General features: G+C 68.6%; 21 protein-coding genes and 1 riboswitch. Of the genes, 12 read left to right on the top strand and 9 right to left on the bottom strand.

What is annotated here, in order from left to right; all coding sequences use genetic code 11:
• Positions 1–33: 33 nt before the first annotated feature.
• A complete protein-coding gene (gene zigA / locus OXS49_RS15200; protein ID WP_267425339.1) occupies positions 34–1,254 on the bottom strand; it encodes a zinc metallochaperone GTPase ZigA in 1,221 nt (406 codons plus the stop codon).
• Between the two features lie 184 nt (positions 1,255–1,438).
• Here zigA and OXS49_RS15195 point away from each other — a divergent pair, with 184 nt between their 5' ends.
• Positions 1,439–3,583, top strand: a complete 2,145-nt coding sequence (locus OXS49_RS15195) for a TonB-dependent receptor (protein WP_243999023.1) — start codon at positions 1,439–1,441, stop codon at positions 3,581–3,583.
• 111 nt (positions 3,584–3,694) lie between these two features.
• Here the strand turns inward: OXS49_RS15195 and OXS49_RS15190 are convergent, their stop codons facing one another.
• Together OXS49_RS15190 and OXS49_RS15185 are read right to left on the bottom strand one after the other, a co-directional pair.
• The gene (locus OXS49_RS15190) at positions 3,695–4,183 is read right to left on the bottom strand and encodes a DUF302 domain-containing protein (protein WP_267425336.1); all 489 of its coding nucleotides are present in this window, start codon (positions 4,181–4,183) and stop codon (positions 3,695–3,697) included.
• A gap of 86 nt (positions 4,184–4,269) precedes the next feature.
• On the bottom strand, positions 4,270–5,187 hold the full coding sequence (locus OXS49_RS15185; RefSeq protein WP_267425335.1) for an alpha/beta hydrolase: 918 nt from the start codon (positions 5,185–5,187) through the stop codon (positions 4,270–4,272).
• 131 nt (positions 5,188–5,318) lie between these two features.
• Between OXS49_RS15185 and OXS49_RS15180 the strand changes: the two genes are divergently transcribed.
• Positions 5,319–6,305, top strand: coding sequence for a GlxA family transcriptional regulator (locus OXS49_RS15180; protein ID WP_267425334.1), 987 nt, complete (start codon positions 5,319–5,321; stop codon positions 6,303–6,305).
• Positions 6,306–6,374: 69 nt separating this feature from the next.
• Here OXS49_RS15180 and OXS49_RS15175 read toward each other — a convergent pair whose 3' ends face one another.
• Together OXS49_RS15175 and OXS49_RS15170 are read right to left on the bottom strand one after the other, a co-directional pair.
• Positions 6,375–7,835 carry a PepSY domain-containing protein gene (locus OXS49_RS15175; RefSeq protein WP_267425333.1) on the bottom strand — a complete coding sequence of 487 codons (1,461 nt, stop codon included), beginning with the start codon at positions 7,833–7,835 and terminating at the stop codon, positions 6,375–6,377.
• Complete coding sequence (locus OXS49_RS15170; RefSeq protein ID WP_243999032.1) at positions 7,829–10,015, bottom strand: TonB-dependent siderophore receptor; 2,187 nt, start codon at positions 10,013–10,015, stop codon at positions 7,829–7,831. The genes OXS49_RS15175 and OXS49_RS15170 overlap by 7 nt, the downstream gene beginning before the upstream one ends.
• A gap of 141 nt (positions 10,016–10,156) precedes the next feature.
• Here OXS49_RS15170 and OXS49_RS15165 point away from each other — a divergent pair, with 141 nt between their 5' ends.
• From OXS49_RS15165 to OXS49_RS15150, 4 genes are all read left to right on the top strand, one after another.
• Positions 10,157–10,297 carry a hypothetical protein gene (locus tag OXS49_RS15165; protein WP_267425330.1) on the top strand — a complete coding sequence of 47 codons (141 nt, stop codon included), beginning with the start codon at positions 10,157–10,159 and terminating at the stop codon, positions 10,295–10,297.
• Positions 10,291–10,488: riboswitch (cobalamin riboswitch) on the bottom strand. It overlaps the preceding gene by 7 nt.
• Before the next feature lie 537 nt (positions 10,489–11,025).
• Positions 11,026–11,364, top strand: a complete 339-nt coding sequence (locus OXS49_RS15160; RefSeq protein WP_243999034.1) for a HigA family addiction module antitoxin — start codon at positions 11,026–11,028, stop codon at positions 11,362–11,364.
• A 494-nt stretch (positions 11,365–11,858) separates the two neighbouring features.
• Positions 11,859–12,275: a HigA family addiction module antitoxin gene (locus OXS49_RS15155; protein ID WP_346016949.1), complete on the top strand. Its 417-nt coding sequence runs from the start codon at positions 11,859–11,861 to the stop codon at positions 12,273–12,275.
• Between the two features lie 170 nt (positions 12,276–12,445).
• Positions 12,446–13,837, top strand: a complete 1,392-nt coding sequence (locus OXS49_RS15150; RefSeq protein WP_267425325.1) for an RluA family pseudouridine synthase — start codon at positions 12,446–12,448, stop codon at positions 13,835–13,837.
• Here the strand turns inward: OXS49_RS15150 and OXS49_RS15145 are convergent.
• Complete coding sequence (locus tag OXS49_RS15145) at positions 13,804–14,517, bottom strand: alpha/beta fold hydrolase (protein ID WP_267425323.1); 714 nt, start codon at positions 14,515–14,517, stop codon at positions 13,804–13,806. The two genes, OXS49_RS15150 and OXS49_RS15145, sit on opposite strands and share 34 nt — an antisense overlap.
• A gap of 203 nt (positions 14,518–14,720) precedes the next feature.
• On the opposite strand from OXS49_RS15145, the gene OXS49_RS15140 reads away from it, so the two are divergent.
• The 4 genes from OXS49_RS15140 (at position 14,721) to OXS49_RS15125 (ending at position 17,157) form a co-directional block, all read left to right on the top strand.
• The gene (locus OXS49_RS15140) at positions 14,721–15,131 is read left to right on the top strand and encodes a hypothetical protein (RefSeq protein ID WP_243999042.1); all 411 of its coding nucleotides are present in this window, start codon (positions 14,721–14,723) and stop codon (positions 15,129–15,131) included.
• A gap of 58 nt (positions 15,132–15,189) precedes the next feature.
• Positions 15,190–15,855 carry an HAD-IA family hydrolase gene (locus OXS49_RS15135; protein ID WP_243999044.1) on the top strand — a complete coding sequence of 222 codons (666 nt, stop codon included), beginning with the start codon at positions 15,190–15,192 and terminating at the stop codon, positions 15,853–15,855.
• Between the two features lie 46 nt (positions 15,856–15,901).
• A complete protein-coding gene (locus OXS49_RS15130) occupies positions 15,902–16,693 on the top strand; it encodes an ATP12 family protein (protein WP_267425319.1) in 792 nt (263 codons plus the stop codon).
• 128 nt (positions 16,694–16,821) lie between these two features.
• Positions 16,822–17,157 (top strand): hypothetical protein, encoded by a 336-nt coding sequence (locus tag OXS49_RS15125; protein WP_267425315.1) that lies wholly within the window; start codon positions 16,822–16,824, stop codon positions 17,155–17,157.
• Here the strand turns inward: OXS49_RS15125 and OXS49_RS15120 are convergent.
• Entirely contained in the window at positions 17,130–17,621 is a 492-nt protein-coding gene (locus OXS49_RS15120) for a glutathione peroxidase (protein WP_267425312.1), read from the bottom strand. The two genes, OXS49_RS15125 and OXS49_RS15120, sit on opposite strands and share 28 nt — an antisense overlap.
• A gap of 228 nt (positions 17,622–17,849) precedes the next feature.
• Between OXS49_RS15120 and OXS49_RS15115 the strand changes: the two genes are divergently transcribed.
• Positions 17,850–18,110, top strand: a complete 261-nt coding sequence (locus OXS49_RS15115) for a hypothetical protein (RefSeq protein WP_243999050.1) — start codon at positions 17,850–17,852, stop codon at positions 18,108–18,110.
• A gap of 41 nt (positions 18,111–18,151) precedes the next feature.
• On the opposite strand, the gene OXS49_RS15110 is transcribed toward OXS49_RS15115, so the two are convergent.
• On the bottom strand, positions 18,152–18,685 hold the full coding sequence (locus OXS49_RS15110; protein ID WP_267425310.1) for a hypothetical protein: 534 nt from the start codon (positions 18,683–18,685) through the stop codon (positions 18,152–18,154).
• 120 nt (positions 18,686–18,805) lie between these two features.
• On the opposite strand from OXS49_RS15110, the gene OXS49_RS15105 reads away from it, so the two are divergent.
• Positions 18,806–20,194 (top strand): aminotransferase, encoded by a 1,389-nt coding sequence (locus tag OXS49_RS15105; RefSeq protein ID WP_243999054.1) that lies wholly within the window; start codon positions 18,806–18,808, stop codon positions 20,192–20,194.
• A 218-nt stretch (positions 20,195–20,412) separates the two neighbouring features.
• On the opposite strand, the gene OXS49_RS15100 is transcribed toward OXS49_RS15105, so the two are convergent.
• Positions 20,413–21,735, bottom strand: coding sequence for an HlyC/CorC family transporter (locus OXS49_RS15100; RefSeq protein WP_243999056.1), 1,323 nt, complete (start codon positions 21,733–21,735; stop codon positions 20,413–20,415).
• Positions 21,736–21,794: the final 59 nt, after the last annotated feature.

Here is a 21,794-nt window from a genome sequence, read left to right as displayed (position 1 = left end):
CGCAAAGCCCTTCGGGAAGCCGGTGGGAAGGCATCAAGCGGCGCGGCGCCAGGCCGGGAACGGATCCGGCAGGTCGCGGTAGGGCGCGGGGTCGAACGGGCCGGCATCCGCTCCGGTCTCCACGAGGCAGGCATCCAGCGCTGCGGTGAGCGCGGCCTGATCCATGCCCGTTCCGATGAAGACCAATTCCTGGCGCCGGTCGCCCCAGACCTCGCACCACACATCCTTCAGACGCTCCCGGAACTCGGGGACCTCGGGCCAGCGCTTGCGCGGCACCGCTGACCACCAGAATCCCATAGCGGAGACCCGCGCCACCGCGCCCGCCACGGAAAATTCGCCGACCCAGTCCGGCCGCGTCGCCAGCCAGAAATGGCCCTTGGCCCGGATCAGGCCGGGCCAGGTGGCGTTCACGAAGGCGTTGAAGCGCTCCGGATCGAACGGCCGCCGGGCCCGGTAGACGAAGGAGGAGATGCCGTATTCCTCCGTCTCGGGCACGTGTTCATCCGCGCCGTACAACTCCTTGAACCAGAGCGGGTGCTGCTGCGCCTTCTCCTCGTCGAACAGCCCGGTATCGAGGATCTCAGGCAACGGCGCGCGCCCATGGTCGGTCTCGACGATCCGGGCGTCGCCGTTCAGGCCACGCACCACGGAGCGGACCAGGGCGCGGTGCTCATCCGTGACGTCCTGCGCCTTGTTGATCACCACCACGTCGGCGAACTCGATCTGCTCCACCAGCAGGTCCACGAGGGTGCGGGTATCCTCCGCGCCCGCGGTCTCGCCGCGCTCGCGCAGGAACTCGGCCGAGCCGTAATCCTTGAGCAGGTTCACGGCGTCGACCACCGTGACCATCGTGTCGAGCCGGGCGAGGTCCGAGAGGGAGCGGCCTTCTTCGTCGCGGAACGAGAAGGTGGAGGCGATCGGCAGCGGCTCGGCGATGCCGGTGCCCTCGATCAGCAGGTAGTCGAACCGGCCCGCTTCCGACAGGCGGCGCACCTCCGCGAGCAGATCGTCGCGCAGGGTGCAGCAGATGCAGCCGTTGGTCATCTCGACGAGCGTCTCGTCGGTCCGCGACAGGTCGGCGCCGCCCGCGCGGACGAGGTCGGCGTCGATATTCACCTCGCTCATGTCGTTGACGATCACCGCCACCCGGCGGCCGTCTCGATTGTTGAGCACATGGTTGAGCAGCGTCGTCTTCCCGGCGCCGAGGAAGCCGGACAGGACGGTGACGGGAAGGCGGCGATCGGGCTGTGTCATCGTGCTAGAGAAATGTTATAGCGTTTCAAAGTCAAGGCCGATGGGAGCGGTCGCGCGCGACCAAGGCGCAGCCATGTTGCAATGATGTAACGTTCGGGGAGCGTCGCGATCGGGCTGGCGATACGCCCTTGCGCCAGCGGCGCATCCGGCAACAATGAAACATTATAACACTCCGTGAGTCTCGATGTCTCCTTCGCGTCGCTCCCGCCTTCTCGCCAGCACGATCCTGCCGTCGACCTTCTGCACGGTTCTGCTGACTGCCTCTTCGGCGCAGGCGCAGCAGGCCGTCGCCCTGGATGAGATCAGCGTCACCAGCCCGAGCCCGATTCAGCCGACGCGGGCGGCGGTCGCGGCCGATGCCGCGGTTCCGGTCGGCGTGCTCCCGGTGGCGACCAACACGTTCTCACCGGTCACCGTGATCACGCAGGACCAGATCGCCCGCGACCAGCCCCGGACGCTGGGCGACGCCCTATTCGACCGGCCCGGCATCTCCGGCACGAGCTACGCGCCGGGCGCGGCGTCCCGGCCGATCATCCGCGGTCTCGACAATGCCCGTGTGCGGATTCAGGAGAACGGCATCGTCAACGGCGGCGTGTCGGATCTCGGCGAGGACCACGCGGTGCCGGTGAACCCGCTGGTCGCCGACCGGATCGAGGTGATCCGCGGACCCGCGACCCTGCGCTACGGTTCCGGCGCCATCGGCGGTGTGGTTTCGGCCGACAACAATCGGGTGCCGACCTTCATTCCGACCAACGGCATCCAGGGTCAGGTGACCAGCGGCTTTTCCAGCGTGGACAACGGTCGCCTCGGGGCGGCCACGGTGGATGCGGGCGGCGACGGCATCGCGGTCCACGCCGACGGGTTCAAGACCGGCAACGACAGCTACGCGATCCCCGGCGGGATCCAGCGCAACTCTTACAACGAATCACAGGGCGGCGCGGTCGGCATCTCGGCGATCGGCGACCGCGGCTTCGTGGGCATCTCGTTCAGCCATTACGACGCGGTCTACGCGATTCCCGGCGGGGTGGCCGAGCAGGACCGCACCCGTCTGACGCCCAATCAGGACCGGGTCCTGTCCCGGGGCGAGTACCGTCCGCTCGACGGCCCGTTCGAGGTGATCCGCTACTGGGCGGGCTACTCGGTCTACCGCCACAACGAGGTCGGGATCGGCGAGGACGGAATCGAGGGCGTCCAGGCGATCTTCAAGAATCGCGAGGCCGAGGGGCGCCTGGAACTGCAGCACGTCCCGGTCTTCACGGAACTCGGAAAACTCACCGGCGCGCTGGGCTTCCAGTCGGACCGGCGGGTGATCAACACCCAGCTCGAATCGTTCCTGCCCAAGACCGAGTCCCGCGCCAACGCGGTCTACCTGTTCGAGGAGCTGGAATTGCGCCCGGGCACGCGGCTGCAGGCGGCCGGGCGCTACGAGGTCGACCGGCTGTCGAGCACCGCCGCCCAGTTCCCTGCCGATTACTTGCCGGTGGATGGGCAGGAGCCGTTCCAGTACGCCCGGACCCGGCGCTTCGCCCCCAAGAGCGCCAGCATCGGCGCCCTGCAGGACCTGCCCTACGGTTTCGTGGCGAGCCTGACCGGCTCCTATGTCGAGCGCGGGCCGACGGGCTACGAGCTGTTCTCGCAGGGGCCGCACGACGCCACCGCGACCTTCGAGATCGGCAATCCGGACCTCAAGAAGGAGCGCGCCCGCACGGTGGAGGCCAGCATCCGCCGGGCCGAGGGGCCGTTCCGTCTCGACGCCACCGGCTACTTCACGCGCTATACGGGCTTCATCTACCGCAACTACACCGGGCTCAGCTGCGACGACGATTTCGCCTCCTGCGGCACCGGCACGGAAAACCGGCAGATCGTCTATCAGCAGCAGAACGCCACCTTCTACGGCGCCGAGATCATCGGTCAGTACGACCTCGTGCCGGTGGGCAACGGTTTTGCGGGTATCGAAGGGCAGTTCGACTTCGTCCGCGCCAAGTTCGACGACGGCACCAACGTGCCGCGGATCCCGCCCTACCGGCTCGGCGGCGGCGTCTATCTGCGGGCCGATGGCTGGTTCGCCCGGGTGAACCTGCTCCACGCCTTCAGCCACGACGCGACCGCCGTGTTCGAGACGCCGACCCCCGGCTACGACGATCTGCGCGCCGAGCTGAGCTACACCAAGGCCGTCGATCCGGCGGTCTATGGGGCGAGCGCGATCACCCTCGGAGTGCAGGGCCGGAACCTGCTGAACGACGACATCCGCAACTCCACCTCGTTCAAGAAAGACGAGATCCTGCTGCCGGGGCGGAACGTGCGGGTGTTTTTGACGGCGCGGTTCTGACGGGCCTGCACCAGCCCGGCCGCGCGGCTGCTCGACAGGGGTGATCTGGCGCCCCTGTGCCGTCCCGCGATCAGGTCGGCGCAGCGGACGTCGCGGGAGGACTGGTTCGGCTCAACCCGCGGCGTCCGCAAGAACGGTCCGGAGCCGGTCGTCGAGCTCCCGGGCGACGCTGTCGACCTCGTGGTTCCCGAACTGCCCGAAGGTGGTGGCCGGGCGGTCGTACTCGAACGCGACGCCCCCTTCGGCATCCTCGCGCAGGAGCACCCGGATCGGCGCGTAGAGGGCGGCCGAGAGGACGTGCCGGGTCATCCGCGCTGCCGTCAGCGGATTGCCGATGTCGTACTGGATGGCCTTGCGGATCAGGCCGGCGGTGAGGAGCAGGCCGCCATGGTCCCGGGCCCCGAAGATCGACAAGGGCGCCTGCCGTTCAAGGAGTTCGCGTGCCGCGTCCACCTTCCCGTCCTGCAGGAGCTTGGCGTAGGCGTGGTCGAGGGGCGGCACCGACGCCTCCAGGGCGGCCCGCACTGCCTCGTAGGATTTGGGCGAGCGGAGCGTCACGTGATCGATCGCGATCTGTGTCGAGGTGGTCTGCTCGCTCATGGGGTCGGCTCCTGGGTTGGGTTTGACGGGGACGCAGGTCACGGCCGGTCGTCGCGTGTCCGGGTGCGGCCGACGACGGCACGTCGTCAGCGGATCGCCGTGGCCTTCGCCGCCGCCGTCGCCGCCAGGATGATGTCGGCCCAGGTCTGGGAGCGTTCCAGGGCGCTGAAGTGTCCCGTCCGCTCCAGGGTGATGACGTCCGGCGCGGGAACGGCGGCCTCGACGCCGGCACGGTCGCGGAGCGTCGACCAGTCCTTGTCCCCCCAGACGAGCGTGACCGGCGCGGTGATCGCGCGATAGCGGGCGCGGGCGGCGACGAAGCTCGGGAGGGCCTTGAGCAGCGTCCGCGCGGCCTTGCTGTAGCCGGCGCGACCGCCGACCCGTCCGTATTCGTCCAGCAGGTCGGAGGGCAGGCTGCGCGGATCATGGAAGCCGCCGTTCATGATGCCGCCGGTGATGGCCCGGTTCTCCAGCGCTGCGAAGACCGGGCCGACGACCGGCGCCCGCACGCTCTTGATGATGATCGAAGCCAGTAGGTTCGACCGCTCCAGCCCCGGCAGGTAGTCGTAGGTGTTGAAGGCGAAGACCCGCTCGACCGCATCACCGACCTCCGCGGCGAGCGACAGCGACAGCGTCGCTCCGATGGACTCGCCCGCCAGGATCGGACGCTCGATGCCGAGGGTGGCGATGAAATCCTTGAGGGCTGCCCGGAGCGTGGGCTCGTCCTTCGGAGCGTCCGGCCTCAGGTCCGACCAGCCGAAGCCCGGTAGATCGAGGGCGTAGACCGTGAAATGCGGCGACAGCAGCGGGATCACGCGCTGGAACAGGTCGAGTTGGGTGCGCACCGTGTGGGTCAGGACGAGGTTCGGGCCCCGGCCCACCCGGACGTATCGGATGCGGGTCCCATCGCGCAGGGTCGCGACGGCGATCTCACCGCATTTGAGCCAACGGCGGGCGTAATTCTGAGCTTCCAGGCCGAGGGCAGTGGCGACGTGCGCGGTCATGGCGGTTTGGATCCTTCGGCGGGTCTGCGCGGGGTGATGCCCACGCGTGCTGCGATCAAACCTAGACGTCCGCCGGCATATCCCATATGTCTAAGATCCACCTTTTTAGGACATTCGGCTGAGGGGTTTCCATGCCGTCCATCGGCGTTGTGGTGTTCTCCGGCTTCCAGGTCATGAACCTGGCCCCCCTATCGACGTTCGAGTTCGCCAACCTGGAACTCGGTCGCGATTTCTACGACGTGACGTTCCTGTCCGAGGGGGGCGGGCCGGTTCGGACCTCCATGGGGATGGTCATCGAGACCGAGCCCTTCGCAGGCCGGCACTTCGACACGGTCCTCGTCGTGGGCGCGATCAAGGTCGACCCGGCGGCCCCCGGCCTGATCGCGCGGTTGCGCGAGACGGCCTCCACCGCGCGCCGGGTTGCCGCGACCTGTACGGGCGCGTTCCTCCTCGCCGAAGCGGGCCTGCTCGACGGCCGGAAGGCGGCGACCCATTGGGCCCATGCCCGCGACCTGCAACGGCTCTACCCGTCGATCAAGGTCGACGACGACCGCATCTTCGTCTCGGATGGCAACGTCTGGACCTCGGCCGGCATGACGGCGGGGATCGACCTCACGCTGGCCTTGGTCGAGGACGACCTCGGGCCCGAGATCTCGAAGGGGATCGCCCGAAAGCTCGTCGTCTATCACCGCAGGACAGGCGGCCAATCGCAGTTCTCCGCCCTGCTGGAGCTCCAGCCACGGTCCGATCGGGTCCAGAAGGTCCTGGCCTACGCGCGGAGCAACCTCGGGAATGCACTCTCGGTCGAGGAGCTGGCGGAGGCGGCCCATCTGAGTCCGCGCCAGTTCAGCCGCATCTTCCGGGAGGAAACCGGCCAATCACCCGCGAAGGCCGTCGAGAACCTTCGGCTGGAGGCCGCCCGGACGATGCTGGAGGACGGTCGGCATTCGCTGGACACGGTGGCCCAGGAGACGGGCTTTGCCGACCGGGAACGGATGCGGCGGGCCTTCCTGCGGGCGTTCGGCCAGCCGCCCCAGGTCATCAGACGCCAAGCCCGCCATCTCGCACCACCGCGAGCACTCTCCGCCGAAGTGGTGGCCACCGGTTCGGCGCACTAGAGGGCGTCACGACACGGGCTGAGAGCCGTGCTTCATCGCAACCGCCCCGCGAAGCGTGTGGGATCATCCTCACGCCGAGCGGATCCGGCGCAGCCTGCGCCAGCCCGCCACGATCCCCGTCACCGCGATCCCCGCTGCCAGCAAGTTCAGTACCCACTGGGCCACGTCGTGCAGGGGCCGATTGCCGGTGAGCCCCGGCAGGTCGAGCCGGTGCGCGGCGTCGAACATCCAGCGGTTGATCCGGCCCGAGCGGTCCAGGCGCTGGAGGATCGTGCCGTCCCGGGGATCGACGTGGAGCCATGTGGCGGCTGGATCGCCGAAGCGCAGGCGCAACACCGGAAGCGGCCGCGGATCGGTCCCGTGGGGATACCAGTAGGCGTCGTAGACCGCCAGCGGGCGGATCGACCGGAGGGGGCCGTCCGCAAAACCGCCCGACGCGGCCGCCGCGATGGTGCGCGCGTCCAGCGTGGCCGCGCCGTCCGCCCCGACCGTTCGGGGGCCGTCCGGCGCCTCGGCGACGATCCACCAGCGTCCGCCGATCGCGGCGAAGCGCAGGGCGCGGGTATTTGACACGGCGAAATCCCGCAGGCGTTGCGGGGCGAGCGCGAGGGCCGGCAAGGATCCGGCATAGGCGGTTCGCAAAGCAGCGGGCGGGCTGGTCGACGCGAACCAGCGGTTCGGGTTCATGGAAATCCAGCCGCTGACGATGAACACGCTCAGCCCGAAACCGCCGGCGAGGCCGAGCAGATGATGCCAGCGCGCGAGCCCGCGATAGGGGGTCACGGCCCCGCCCGCGTAGCGGCGCCGGAGGCGCAGGCGCCAGATCCCGATCGCGCCTCCGCTCAGCGCGCCGAGGGCCGCGAAGCCGGAGAGCCACAACAGCACCGTCCGCCACAGCTCCGCGCGGGCGCGCAAAGGTGTGAGGTAGATCCAGTGCGTCACCGCGCCGACCCAGTTCCAGCCCCGTTCGAACCGGGTCGTGTCGAGGGCGACTGCGCCGGTCCTTTGCGAGAGGTAGAGTTCGGTCCCCGCCGGGTCGCCGAGGGCGACTTTCAGGAAGGGGCGGAGCGGATCGTACCGCGTCGTGACCGTCCATTGGTCGCGATCGATCGGCTCGACCCGCGCATCCGGAGCCCCGTCGGCCGCGAGATGCCGCGCGTCTGCGGGCGTCAGCGGGCCGAGCCGCACGCCGGTCCGCGCCGAGACCGTTGCGCGGGCGCCATCCTGACCGGCGATCCGGTAGACCGGCTCGGCGCCCTGCATCTCCAGGGCGAAGGCGACGGGTACGCCGCCGAGGCCACCGGCGCCGAGCGCGTCGTCCGGTGAGACCGTGACTCGATCCCAGGCGATCGGCACGAGCCGCCCCAGACGCTCGGCCTCGGTGAGCGTCGGGAACGGCACGTAGAGCATCACCAGCCCGGAGCCGATCCACAGGGCGAAGAACAGTCCGGCGGCGATCCCGGCCCAGCGGTGGAACAGCAGCAGCCAGCGGCGGCCCGCCTTGCCGAGCGGCCGCGACAGGCTCACCACGTCACCGTATAGGCGACCTCGACCGAGCGCGGGCGCCCGAGCAGCCAATTGGTCCCGACCCCGTTCACGGCGTTGCCCGAGATCGCGTAGACCTTGTCGAACAGGTTGTAGACCCGCAGGGACAGGCGCGAATCCGCCGTGACCTGACGGTCGAGCACCACGTTGACGAGATTGTAGGCCGGCCGCCGCGCCGTGTTGCCGAAATCGCTGTAGACCTGGCCGACGTTCTGGAGCCCGACGCGTGCGGTCCAATCGCGTGCGATATCCCAGGTCAGCCAGAGATTGGCGACGCGCTCGGGCACGTCGATCGGCTGGTTTCCGGCATACGAGACGGTGGCGCCGTTCACGCTCTGGTCGAACCGGTCGTATTGCGCGTGCAGGAGCGCGAGGTTGCCGTCGAGCCGCCAGCCCGGGGCGAAGAGCCAGCCGAGCGCTAGCTCGAACCCTTGCGAGGACTGGCTTCCGACCTGCGTGGACAGCGTCGGTTGCCCCGGAATCGCCGAGATCAGGTTATCCTTGACGATCCGGTAGCCGGCGATCGTCCATTCCAGGGCGCCGCCGAAGGCCAGCCCCTTGGCGCCGATCTCGACCTGATCGCCGGTGGCGAGCTGGAAGCCGGCCAGCGACTGGTTCAGCGTGATGAGGCTGTTCACCGGATCGGTCGCGACGCTGTACTGGGCGTAGAGCGCGCTGTCCGGCGTCGGGTTGTAGACGAGGCCGAACCGGTAGCCGAGGGCCCGGTAGGTCTTCTCGAAACGCGAGCCGGTCTGCAGATCCTCCCGGTTCAGCGTCGGCACGTCGAGGCGCACGCCCGTGAGGAACGAGAGTTTTTCCGACAGGATCACGCGGTCCTCGGCGAAGACCGAGGCTTGGTTCGTCTGCGTGGCATAGGCCGGACGGGCCCGACCGTTCTGCGGGAAGAAACCCGGATCGTAGCCGGTGAGCGGCACGCTGGTACTCTGGTCGAAATAGAAGTTGTTGGTGTGGCGGAAATCGATGTGGTTCACATCGAAACCGGCCACGAACTGGTTCGGCAAGCCGAACAGGCTGCCCCGGAACGTCGCGTCGAGCCGGTCCCCGACCTGCTCCTGACTGTGGTAGATCTCGAGGTAGTCGCCCCGGTCCACCAGCCCGGTCCCGCGGCTGTAGGAATACTGCTCGACATCGAGCCAGTGGCGCCGGCTGGTGAGCCGGTAGGCGGTGTTGCGGATCGTGATGTCGGCTGAGGGCGACCACTCGGTCTTGAACTGGGTCCAGTTGTCGGCCCAGGTGATCTTCGCGTCGCGGACGTTGTAGTTGTTGAATCGGATCAGGTCCGGGATCCGGCCTTCGACCAGTGGTGTGCCCCAGTAGCGGGCGGGTTCCTGGTAGCCGAGATCGTGGCTCAGCGTGAAGGCGAGGTCGGTGCTCGGCCGGAACAGCAGAGCAGCCGAGACCGCGAGGTTGCGGAAATCGCCCTCGGGCCGGATCCAGCCGTCGGCGCGGTTGCCGCTGACATTGAGGCGATACGCGAAGGTATCGCCGAACTCCGCCTGCCCGATCCCACCGCCGGAATCGAAGGCGAGCCGCGCCACGCCGTCCGTGCCCACCACGGCGCGGGCGGCGTTGATCGGCACGAAGACCGGCTTCTTCGGCACCACGTTGATGACGCCGCCGATCGCGCCGTCGCCGTAGAGCACCGAGGACGGCCCGCGCAGCACCTCGATCCGCTCGACATTCCACGTGTCGAACGGGAAGGTCACGGTGTTGGCGCCGACATAGAAGCGCGTGCCGTCGTAGAGCTGCTGGATCGAATTCGGGCCGGCGAACCCGCGGGACGTGAACGCGCCGTTGCCGTTGCCGGGCGCGGCGATCGTGGTGATGCCGGTGGCGTCCTGGGTCACGGCCTCGGCGATCGTGTCCTGGCCGCGCAGCCGCGCCGTCTCGCCCGACACGATGTCGAGGCTGGCGGGCGTTTCCAGCGGCGTCAACCCGAGGCGGCTCGCGGTCCGGTCGCGGGTGCGCAGGTTGAGTCCGGTCGGGCTGGCACGGTTCGGGTCTCCGCCCTCACCCTCCACGGAGAGCTGGTCGAGCGTGACGATCTCCTGCGCGGCGGCTGGGCTCGCGAAGAGAGCGAGGAGGAGGCCGCCATACAGCGGTGCGGGCCGTCCGGAACGGGTGCGAAGCGTCGATGCAGACATGGAGAACGGGATCCTGGCGCGGCCCGCGCTGCCCACATCCTGTACGCATAATGTAATAACATTACAAATGCGCCGCCATTCCCCAGCCCTGGCCGCCATCGGTGCGCGCAGGCGTCCCGGACGGGCAAAAGCAAGGTGGTGATGGCGTGGACGGACATCGAACAGGTGTCGCGGTCGCGCTTGCTGTGGCACGTCACCGCGAACGAGGCCGTGTCGACCGTGCTTGGGCACAGGCGGCTCGACACCCGTCAGGACACCCCGCCCGACGCGTTTCGCGTGTGACCACGGCTGACGGCAGGTCTCCTGGCTCACGGGTCGCCGCCCTGACACCGTCTTCCCGGGCCTCGCGACCCAGTGACATGGTGGTGAAGGGCTCGCCGCTTACAGTTGCGGGGGCAGCCGCGGCCTCGGGGCGAGCCCCACACCACGTTCCCTTTTGATCCCCGAAGGGAACCGTCACGGCCGAGCTTGGTCGTTTCGACCCTCAACGTCAAGCTTGTGGATAACGCAGACAACATTTGCTGAGCCGGCGATCGAATTCACCGCCCGCTGTGTGATGACGGTGAGCCGGAATCATGTTCTTCTGACAAAGAATTTCTTCTGGCGGCCTTTGATATGTCCAAGATCTTTCATTTGCCGCCTCTACAAAAAATAGATAAATTCGAGGAATCGTCCTAACTCTCTAAGCTATTTCAGCCGCTGATTGCTTGACTGCCAGTGGAGCGCTTGGTAACTGAGGCGCATCTTGATGATCTGTAAGATGTAATCAGTTATAAAGGGGCAGATCATCAGGCGCTTAACTGCAATCGATCTGCTCAGACTCATGTCCATAATGAGTTTGCTGTTAATCAAAACGCACGATCTTCAACGCGAGCACGCGAGCCGCTAGAATTTTTATCCTTCACGCGCAAGTCACGTTCGGCAATCTGGAAGTGCTGGCTCGCACCTCGAAATGGCAAGCACGTTGGTAAGACTTGGGCATCGCTCGACATAACCTGGGGGATTGAACGATGAATACGGGTTACACATTGGCAAAGCCATTTCACCCCGGCGGCTTCGTCCGCCGCACGATCTTCGAGCCACGCAACCTGACGATCATGGGGGCCGCAGCCACATTGGGGGTGACGCGCCAGGGATTGTCCGATTTTCTCGCCGAGCGGGCCAGTCTGACGGTCGAGATCGCCTTCGAGATCGAGAAGGCCTTCGGTTTCAACGCAGAAGAACTCATGGAGATGCAGACGCGCTTCGACCTCACCCTGTTGCGCCAGCGCTACCGCGCCGCCCAGATGCAGATCGTCGCCAAGCAGGCCTCGCAGCCGAGCAGGTCGGGCCGTCGATCGGCCGCCTGACGGCCGCGGATGAGACCCTTCCCGCTGGCAGCCACGTCGCGGATGACGCGGAGTCGTTCCTGAGCAGCATCGAACAGGAACCGCTTCCGCGTCACGCCAGGGCGCGCGTACATTTCAGGGGTGTGTGACGGCAGATCCCGTCGAGCCTGCGCGGGAAGGAACTGGAACGGAATCGGTCCTGCGGGCAAACGGACTGCAACACCGCGCGGGCCGGGCGCATATCTGCGACGAAGCCTTCGATATCAAGATCACGGCGCCTGTATCGTGACACGAGAAACACGCACGTTTTGTCGAAAGGCAATTTTTTGTAAGACGAGATCGGAAAATCTACAAGGTAGAAAGACAATTCGAGGCAAGCACAGATCGACGGGCGGTCATCGAACGGGCCTGATCGTGGAACCTTGCGCAGGGTTCTGCGTAATCATCCGGTCTGCTTCGGAAATCGAGAAATGTCGAAGCTTTCTGAGTTTTGATTTCGGATTTTGGCTCAAAGGATGAGTCGACCGAAAATATATCTCGCGAAAGGCATGCCGATTATGGGCTATCGACTGCAAAATCCCGGTCATCCTGGCGGCTACGTTCTCCGAAACGTGATCGAGCCGCGCGACCTCACCGTCATGGACGCCGCAAGCCTGCTCGACGTGCCGCGTCACGACGTGTTCGACTTCATCAACGAGAAGGCGCCCCTGACCGCGGAGCTGGCGTTCCGTATCGAGACGGTGTTCGGCATCGAGATGGAGACGCTGATGGAGATGCAAAGCCAATTCGATATCGCTGAAGCGCGCAGGCAATTCCAACCGCTCCGGACCGAGCTCGCCGTCAAGGCGAGAGACCCGATGGCCGGATCGGTGCATCCGGCGCCTGAGCCCCCGCAGCAGACGATCATCCGGCGGGGCTTCGCCCGGGCGTAATCCCGGCTGGCCTCGGGTCGGCTGGGTCGTCTCGGAACTCGGCCGCCCGCCTTTGCCGCGGCATGCCCGCGATGCTAGACCGTCCCCTTCCTCGGTGCGCACAATCCCGCGAAGCGGAGGTCGCTGCGCCCGGTTGGTCCGTCCGCAGCGGGGCGGGTTCTGGCAGATTCATGACGACACGATCCCCCTCACGCGGCGGCCCGAAGGGGCGCAGATCCCCGCCCGGTGCGCCTTGGGCCGACGGGCGCGCCCGCACGGGCCCTCGCACCAGCGCCCGCGACGCCGCCGAACGCGCGGCCCGGAACCGGGGCGACGATGCCGGTGCCCGCGACCCCTGGACCGCCGGGGCCGCCGACCGCGTGACCCCCGCGGCGAAGAAGCCGGCACCCCGCGCCGCGGACGGCGAAGCAAAGGTCGAGGCAAAAGCTCAGGCCGCGCCACGGAAAAGCCCGCCGCGGTCCGCAATGAAGCCCGCCGCACGGCCGAGCCCGACCGAGCGGGCCCCTGCCCCGCAGGTCGGCCCGACCCGCCGCGAGCAGCGCGCCGCCGCATCCGCGACCCTCGCCTCCGGGGTGCAGACCCTGACGGTCGAGGCGGACGAGTCCGGCATGCGCATCGACCGGTTCCTCACCGCCCGCTTCCCGCTTTTGCCGTTCACTCGGGTACAGAGCATCGTCCGCAAGGGTGAATTGCGGGTCGACGGCAAGCGCGCGAAGCCCAACGACCGGCTGGAGCAGGGCATGAACGTGCGCGTGCCGCCGCTGCGCCTCGACCAGCCCTCCGAACGGCCGCGCAACCCCGCGCGCGAGCAGGACGACGCCGAGTTCATCCGGTCGCTGATCCTCTACGAGGATGCCGACATGATGATTCTCAACAAGCCGTTCGGCCTCGCGGTCCAGGGCGGATCCGGGACGGTCCGGCACGTCGACGGCCTGCTCGCCGCGTTGACGGGCTCGGACGGCCAGAAGCCCCGTCTCGTCCACCGGCTCGACAAGGACACGGCCGGCTGCCTGATCATCGCCAAGACCCGGCTCGCCGCCGCGACGCTCGCCAAGAGCTTTCGCTCGCGGGCTGCGCGCAAGATCTACTGGGCGCTCTCCGCCGGCGTGCCGCGGGTCCGCCAAGGGCGGGTCTCGACCTACCTCGCCAAGGACGAGCCGACCGACGCCGACGCGCGGATGCGCGTCGCCAAGCACGGCGACGAGGGCGCGAGCCACGCGCTGACCTACTACGCGATGGTCGATCAGGCGGCTCAGAAGCTGTCCTGGCTGTCGTTCAAGCCGGTGACAGGCCGCACCCACCAGTTGCGCGCCCACGCGGCCCATATCGGTCATCCGATCGTCGGCGACCCGAAGTACTTCTCGATCGAGAACTGGGAGCTGCCGGGCGGGATCCAGAACCGCCTGCACCTGCTCGCTCGCCGGATCGTGATCCCGCACCCGCGCACCGGCAAGCCCATCGACGTCAGCGCTCCGCTGCCGCCCCACATGGCCCAGAGCTGGAACCTGCTCGGCTTCGACGCCGCTCGCTACGATCCGATCGTCGAGGCGCCGGAGGCCTGAGACCGCAGCCAGGGCACGATTGCCGCCGCCAGGGCGTCGGGGGCTTCGAGGGGCAGCATGTGCCCCGATCCGTCGATCACCGTCAGGGTCGCGCCGGGGATGCCGTCTCGCAGCTCCCGCGCCTCGTTGCCGCTGCGCAGGGCGTCCTGCGCGGCCGCGACCACCAGGGTCGGGCAGGTGATATGCCCGAGCTGCGCAAGGTCGGACTCTCGGATCTGCCCGGCCTGACGCAGGAAGACCGCGCCGCCGAGCCGGTCGCCCATCGCCCGGATGCGCGCGATCAGGGCCGCATCGCCCGCGCGTGCCGGATGCACCGCTTGCAGGATGGCGCTTCGACTGAGGCCGGCGAAGCCCTGCCGGCGGACATGGGCGACGGCGGCGGCCTTCCGCTGCGCCTGGGCCGGCGTGTCGGCCCGGGCCGAGGTGGCGATCAGCACGAGGGCGCGCACCCGGTCCGGCACGCTGCGGGCGATCGCGCGGGCCACGTAGCCGCCCATGGAGAAGCCTATCAGCGCGAATCGGTCCGGCGCCGCGGCGATGGCCCGGTCGGCGAGGTCGCGAATCGTGGCGTCCCGGCTCGGATCGCCGTACGTGATCGGACCGACCCGCGCGAGGTCGTCGGCCAGATCGGACCACAGGTCGTGATCGGTCATGAAGCCCGGAAGCAGCAGAAGATTCATCGCAAGATCGTCATCCCGTCGCCGGCTGGGCTCGCGCCCGATCCCATCTCCGGTGGATTTCGCATCACGATCCGGGGGCCTTCCAGGGTACCGTATCGGAGTCAGGTCTTGGCGAGGTCTTGGCAAGCGGAGGCGCCGCCTCATATGCTGCCCCGCGCCGCCGTTCCATCGCGGCTCCGTTCCCCGGCTTGAGACCCTGACGCATGAAGCTCGCGATGCTGGCCTGCCTCGCCGCCCTGTGCCTTGTCGGGCCGATCGCGCATGCCGCCCCGGGCGAGGCGTCCAAGCCGGCCGCCGGCGCGAAGTCGGTCGAGACGCCGACGCCGCATTCGGCCACGATGCCGCATCCGGCCACGGCGCCGGCCGAGGCGGTGCCCGCGCAGGCGCGGCCGGGCACGAGTGCCCGGGTCGAGCGCCGCCGCCGCTCCTACGCGGCTTGCAACCGCGCCTCGCATCAGCGCGGGCTGCGCGGGGGCAAGCGCCGCCGCTTCCTGATCCGCTGCCGGCTCGGCTACGAGCGCACCCGCGGTCAAGCCGGTCAACCTGCAGGGCAAGCTGGCGGGCAGCCGGGCCAGCCCGCCGGGCAGCCGGTGCAGCCGGGCCGGAAGCCATGACTCGGCTTGGCGCCCGCCCCGGCCGATCGGCCGGCCTGCCACAGGCCCGATGCCCACGATGAGGCTCGTGGTCTTCGATGTCGATGGAACGCTCGTCGACAGTCAGCACCTCATCGTCGCGGCGCAGGGGCTCGCTTTCGCGGAGATCGGCTTGCCCGCCCCCGGACGACGGGAGGCCCTGTCGGTGGTGGGCCTCTCGTTGCCGCAGGCGTTCCGCCGCCTCGTCGGCGACGATGGACCGATCGCCGAACTCTCGGAGAGCTACAAGCTGGCCTACAACCGGCTCCGGCTCGATCCCGCCTACGAGGAGCCGTTGTTCCCCGGCATGGCCGACCTCCTGGCCCGGCTTCGTACCCGCGACGACGTCCTGATCGGCCTGGCCACCGGCAAGTCCCGGCGCGGCGTCGACCGGCTGGTCGCGCATCACGGCTGGGGCGACTGGTTCGTCACCACGCAGAGCGCGGACGACGCACCGTCGAAGCCGGATCCGACCATGCTCCAGCAGGCCATGGACCAGGCCGGCTGCGGGCCTGAGACCACCGTGATGGTCGGCGACACCACCTTCGACATCGCCATGGGCGTCGCCGCCGGGGCCGAATCCGTGGGCGTGGCCTGGGGCTACCACCCGCCCGAGGCGCTCTACGGAGCGGGCGCCGCCATCGTGGTGCCGAGCGCCGGCGCGCTTGAAGCCCGGCTGTTCGACGCTGCGGCGACGCGTCCCTGACCCCGGGAGGCTCGCGCGCCGGCCTGGGAGGGCCTATCTCGCCCCCATGAGCGACGAGACGACAGACTGGCTCGGCCAGCCGCAAGACGACGGGACACCCGATCCGGTGCGGGCCGCCCGCGGCCACGCCAAGCCCGCCCTGCCCCGCCGGTTCTACACGGAAGCCGGCTTCTCGGAGAGCCCGGACGGGTTCCGGCTGACCCTGGACGGGCGACCGGCCAACACGCCGGCCCGCAACCCGCTGCGCCTGCCCACCCGGGCGTTGGCCGAGCGGGTCGCGGCCGAGTGGGCGGCGCAGGAGACGCAGATCGATCCGGCCCGGATGCCCCTGACGCGGCTCGCCAACACGGCCATCGATGGCGTCGCCCCCCGGCTGGACGCGGTTGCAGCCGACCTGTCCGCCTATGCCGGCACCGATCTCGTCGCCTATCGGGCCGGGGACCCGGAGCGGCTGGTGACGGCGCAGGCCGCGGCCTGGGACCCGATCCTCGCCTGGGCGCGGGATACGTTCGGCGCCCGGGTGATCCTGAGCGAGGGCGTGATGCACGTCACCCAGCCGGACGACACCGTGCGCGCACTCTCCGCCGCGGTGCAGGCGGTGACAGACCCGTTCTGCCTCGCGGGCCTGCACACGCTGACGACGCTGACCGGCTCCCTGCTGATCGCGCTGGCGGTGCTCAGGGGCCGCCTGACGCCGGCCGAGGCCTGGGCGGCCGCCCATGTCGACGAGACCTATCAGGCGGCGGTCTGGGGCCGCGATACCGAGGCGGAGGCGCGTCTTGAAGCGCGCCGTGCCGAATTCGAGGCCGCCGCCGAACTGGTGGCGCTGCAGCGCTGAACGGGCCGGTTCGATCGCGCAGATGCAAACGCGCAACAACCGAAAACTTGCGGGGCGACCGCCGTTCTGTCGGCTGACACCGCGCGGAGACTGATTTAAGGTCCGGGCTCGTCGAATTCGGATCGACCATGTTCATCGCCGGACCCCTGCACTGTGTTTTTGAGCGCGATATCGCTGCGCTCATGGCGCGCATGCAGTCGTGCGATACGCGCCGCGACCGCTATGCCGTCTTCGATGCCCTGGTGGACTTGGAAGATCGCGCGCGCGGCGGAGGGGCTTCGCCCCTGACCTTGCGGAAGATTGCGGAAGTCCGCTTCCTCGTCGGGATCCTGCGCGAGGCGGTGCGTCCCGTTCCCGTCGCGTCCCTGCGGACAATGCTGTGGATCCGCGGGCTCGGAAACTGCCTGAGACGCAGCGGAGTGGCGCCGGACCAGCCTCACGCCGCCGCGGAGAGCGCCGCCTGAAGTTCCGCCTCCAGGGCGGCCGGCTTCGTACCGGGGGCGTAGCGAGCGACGACGCGGCCGTCGCGCCCCACGAGGAACTTCGTGAAGTTCCACTTCACCGCCCTCGTACCGAGCAGCCCGGGTTTGGCGCGGGTGAGATACGCGAAGAGCGGGTCGGCCTCCGATCCGTTTACCGCAACCTTCGCGAGCACGGGGAAGCTCACGTCGTAGCGCAGGCTGCAGAAGCTCGCAATTTCGGCAGCGTCGCCGGGTTCCTGGGCGCCGAACTGATTGCAGGGGAAGCCCAGGACCGTCAGGCCGGCGTCGCGATGTCGGCGCCACAGCGCTTCCAGGCCCTCGTATTGCGGGGTGAACCCGCAGCGCGAGGCCGTGTTGACGATCAGCAACACCTGGCCGCGATGCTGCGCGAGCGGATAGGGTGATCCGTCGGCGGCGGTGACGCTGAAATCATGCACTGTCGTCATGCCCGATCAGTCGGACAAACCGGGCGCCGCCGCAAGGTCGGCGGCCCGGCCCCGTCGCCGCGGGCCTTGGAGCCCCCGCCGTAGTCGGGCGGAGACATGACTCTAACGTGGATTATAGTCATAGCCCGTTGCTTTGTGTAGAGATCGAATAATCTCTGCGATGAGTACCGGCACGGATGCGGGTGATGGCTGACCGTACCCCCGCCTCGACTTGATTAGGGTACGTCGATGCCGCGCTTTCACTTCCATGTCCATGATGGCTGCTCCGTGCTGGATCCGGAGGGGACCGAGCTGCCGGACGCGCACGCCGCTCGGCTCGAAGCCATCCGGATCGCCGGCGACATCCTGAAGCACGACGCACCTCGAATCGCCCTCGGCGAGGATTGGCGCATCGAGGTCACCGACCATACGGGCCTGATCCTGTTTCAGATGACCTTCCTGGTGATCGAATCGCCCGTGATGCGCCGGGCCGCCGCCCTGGAACGCTGAGCGCAACGCGACGGCGTTTGCCGGGGGACAGGAATTGCCGCTCAGGCCGGCACCTTCTCCACGTCGAAGCTCGGTCCCTGCGGCGTCATCCGTTCCCGCGAGACGATGCGCTCCTGCGCCGAGACCACCCCGAGGCTCACGTCGCGGTCCGGGAGGACGACCGTGGTGGTCTTGTTCACGTGAACCAGCACATGCCGGCGCAGCGGCACCGAGGCCGCGGCCCAGCGCTTGAGCTGCCCATAATAGGGCTCGCGCCGCCACGCATTCGCCTGCCCGGGATCGACCTGCACGTTCATATTGCGGGTGAGCGGATCCAGGGCGAGCACCATCTTGGCGCGATCGGGCTTCCATTCCGGCCCGAGCCAGGTCTCGGTCATCCACAGACAGTAAAAGGCCCGGCAATGATCGGGGCGGGTGGCGTGGATGGCGCAGCCCTGCCCGGCCCGGGTGTGGCGGCACCATTGGCCCGCCACGCTCTCGACCGCCGGTACGTCGTAGACCTTGCAGCAGAGCGTGCAGGCGCCGCAGGCGCGGCCGGGGGCGGGCTGGGCGACGAAGGCTTCGGGGCTGAGCATCGGGTATACAGCGCGTCCGGCATGCATCCGACAACGGCCGGAGGCGGGTCCGCCGGGCTACCTGCCGGTGCATCGGGTCGGTAGTGTGGCGGATCCCCTCGGCACGAGGATCAGCCGCCGATGCTCTCGAATCTCGCGACCCGCGACGTCGAAACCCTGCTCCACCCCTACACCAACCTGTCGACGCATCGACACACCGGTCCGCTGGTGCTGGAGCGCGGCGAGGGCGTCCATGTCTACGACACGGAGGGGCGCGCCTATATCGAGGGCATGTCGGGCCTGTGGTGCACGGCGCTCGGCTACTCGAACGCCGAACTCGTCGAGGCGGCTCAGGTGCAGATGGCGCGGCTGCCGTTCACCCACCTTTTCTCGGGCCGCAGCCACGATCCGGGGATCGAGCTCGCCGAGACGCTCAAGGAACTGATGCCGATCCCGACCTCGAAGATCTTTTTTACGTCCTCGGGTTCGGAGGCCAATGACACCCAAGTCAAGCTGACATGGTACTACAACAACGCGCTCGGCCGGCCGAACAAGAAAAAAATCATCGCGCGGCAGAAGGGCTATCACGGCGTCACGGTGGCGAGCGCCTCGATGACCGGCCTGACGGCCAACCATGCCGATTGGGACCTGCCGCTGCCGGGCTTCCTGCACGTGGCGTGCGCGCACCATTACCGGGGCGCTGAAGCAGGCGAGAACGAGGAGGCCTACTCGGCCCGGCTCGCCGCCGAGCTGGAGGAAACAATCCTGCGCGAGGGTCCCGAGACGGTGGCGGCCTTCATCGCCGAGCCGGTGATGGGCGCGGGCGGCGCGATCGTACCGCCGCGCGGTTACTTCGCGGCGATCCAGGCTGTGCTGGCGAAATACGACGTGCGTTTCATCGCCGACGAGGTGATCTGCGGATTCGGCCGGTGCGGCACGTGGTTCGGCAGCGAGGCGCTCGGCGTCCGGCCGGATTCGATCTCCTTCGCCAAGGCGCTTACCTCGGCCTACATGCCGCTCGGCGGCGTCAGCATCGACGAGCCGCTCTATCAGGCCATGATCAGCCAGAGCGAGAAGCTCGGCACCTTCGGCCACGGCACCACCTATTCAGGGCACCCCGTGGCCGCGGCGGTGGCGCTGAAGGCGATCGAGATCTACCGGCGCGACAAGATCATCGAGGGCGCGGCCGCGAAGGCGCCGCACTTCCAGCGCCGGCTCGCGGCGCTGGCCGACCACGCCATCGTGGGTGAGGCCAACGGCATCGGGCTGATCGGCGGGTTGGAGGTCGTCGCCGACAAGGCGAGCAAGCGGCAATACGATCCGAAGAAGGGGGTCGCCGCCCGCTGCGTGGCCTTCGCGCAGGGCGAGGGGCTGATCGTGCGCGCGCTCGCCGGCGACCGGGTCGCCGTCTGCCCGCCGCTGATCATCACGCCGGACGAGATCGACGCCCTGTTCGACCGCCTCGGCCGGGCGCTCGACCGCACCCGCGACTGGATCCGCGCCGAGGGGCTGGAGGCGATGCCGGGATAGACTCCGGTTTTGGGCCAACCCTTTCCCGGACGCCTGGAACGAACGTGGAAGGTGATCCTGAAACCAGCGCAAGGTCTCTGCGAAGCGCCGATCCGGATCGACCGGTGCCGCTGGCGCGGTGACTCCGGTGCGAAATCCCGGGCGCATGCCGCTGACGGCGCATGCGCCCGGTAAGGGGCGCTCGTCGTGGGAGCGGGCGCCGCTCCCGCACCGCGCGCTCACACCGCGCCGCGCGGCCCCTCGATCTGCCCGGTCACCTGCACCCCCGTCGCCGTCAGCGGCGTGATCCGCAGCGTCGTGATCCGGTTCTTCGCCTTCCGGATCACCTGAAAGCGGAAGCCGTGGAAGTTGAAGGCGTTGCCCTGGTCGGGGATGGTCCGAGCCTCGTGGATTACGAGGCCCGCGATGGTGGTGGCCTCCTCGTCGGGCAGGTTCCAGTCCATCGCCCGGTTGAGGTCGCGGATCGGCACGCCGCCGTCGACGTTGACCGAGCCATCGCCCTGCGGCCGCACCCCGGAGACCGTCACGTCGTGCTCGTCGGCGATCTCGCCGACGATCTCCTCCAGGATGTCCTCCAGGGTCACCAGCCCCATCACCTCGCCGTACTCGTCGACCACCAGGGCGAAGTGGGTCTTCTTGGTCAGAAACGCCTTGAGCTGGGCGCGCAGCGAGGTCGTGCCCGGCACGAACCACGTCTCCAGAGCCAGCGCTTCGACCTTCAGGCCGGATGCGTCACCCCCCGCGGCGTCGAGCGCCCGCAGCAGGTCCTTGGCGTGAAGCACGCCGATGATGTTCTCCGGCGTGCCCCGCCACAGGGGCATCCGCGTGTAGGGCGAGGATAGGACCGCCCGCACGATGTCCTCGGAGGCCTGGTCGGCGTCGATCGCCCGCATCTTGGTGCGGTGGACCATCACGTCGGACACATTCAGCTCCGACAGGTCGAGGAGGCCGCCGAGCATGTCGCGCTCGGCCTTGGCGACCCCGCCCTCCCGGTGCATCAGCGCCACCTGCCCGCGCAGCTCCTCGGCGGCGGTGAGGATCGACTGGTGCTCGCCGATGGTCACACCGAAGGGCTTCAGCATCAGCCGCACCAGCTGCTCGATGGCGATCGCCAGCGGCCCCATCACGGCCACCGCGAAGGCGACCGGCCGGGCCGTGGCCAGGGCGGTCTGGTCCGGCTTGGAGATCGCGAGCGTCTTCGGCAGCACCTCGGCGAAGACGATGACCAGCACCGACATGCCGACGGTCGCGTAGATCACGCCGCTCTTGCCGAACAGGGCCGTCAGCACGCTGGTGGTGAACGCCGAGGCGCCGATCGCCACGATGTTGTAGCCGATCAGCATGGCGCCGATGAAGCGCTCGCGGATCGCCAGGATGCGGTTGACGATCGCCGCCCGTGGATCGCCCGCCTGCTCCAGCGTGTGCATCCGCGCCCGGGAGGCGGCGGTGAAGGCGGTCTCGGCGCCCGCGAAGAAGGCCGAGAGCAGAAGCGAGATCACCACGATGCTCGCGGCGAACCACAGGTCGATTTCGGTGTCCATCGGTTCCGTCAGGCCAGCCCAGTACGGCGAGTCGGCTGCCCATATAGCGGCTCGCGCGG

The organism is Methylobacterium sp. GC_Met_2 (assembly GCF_026540795.1).
Lineage (GTDB): Bacteria > Pseudomonadota > Alphaproteobacteria > Rhizobiales > Beijerinckiaceae > Methylobacterium.
This window is presented reverse-complemented; position numbering and strand designations above follow the sequence as displayed.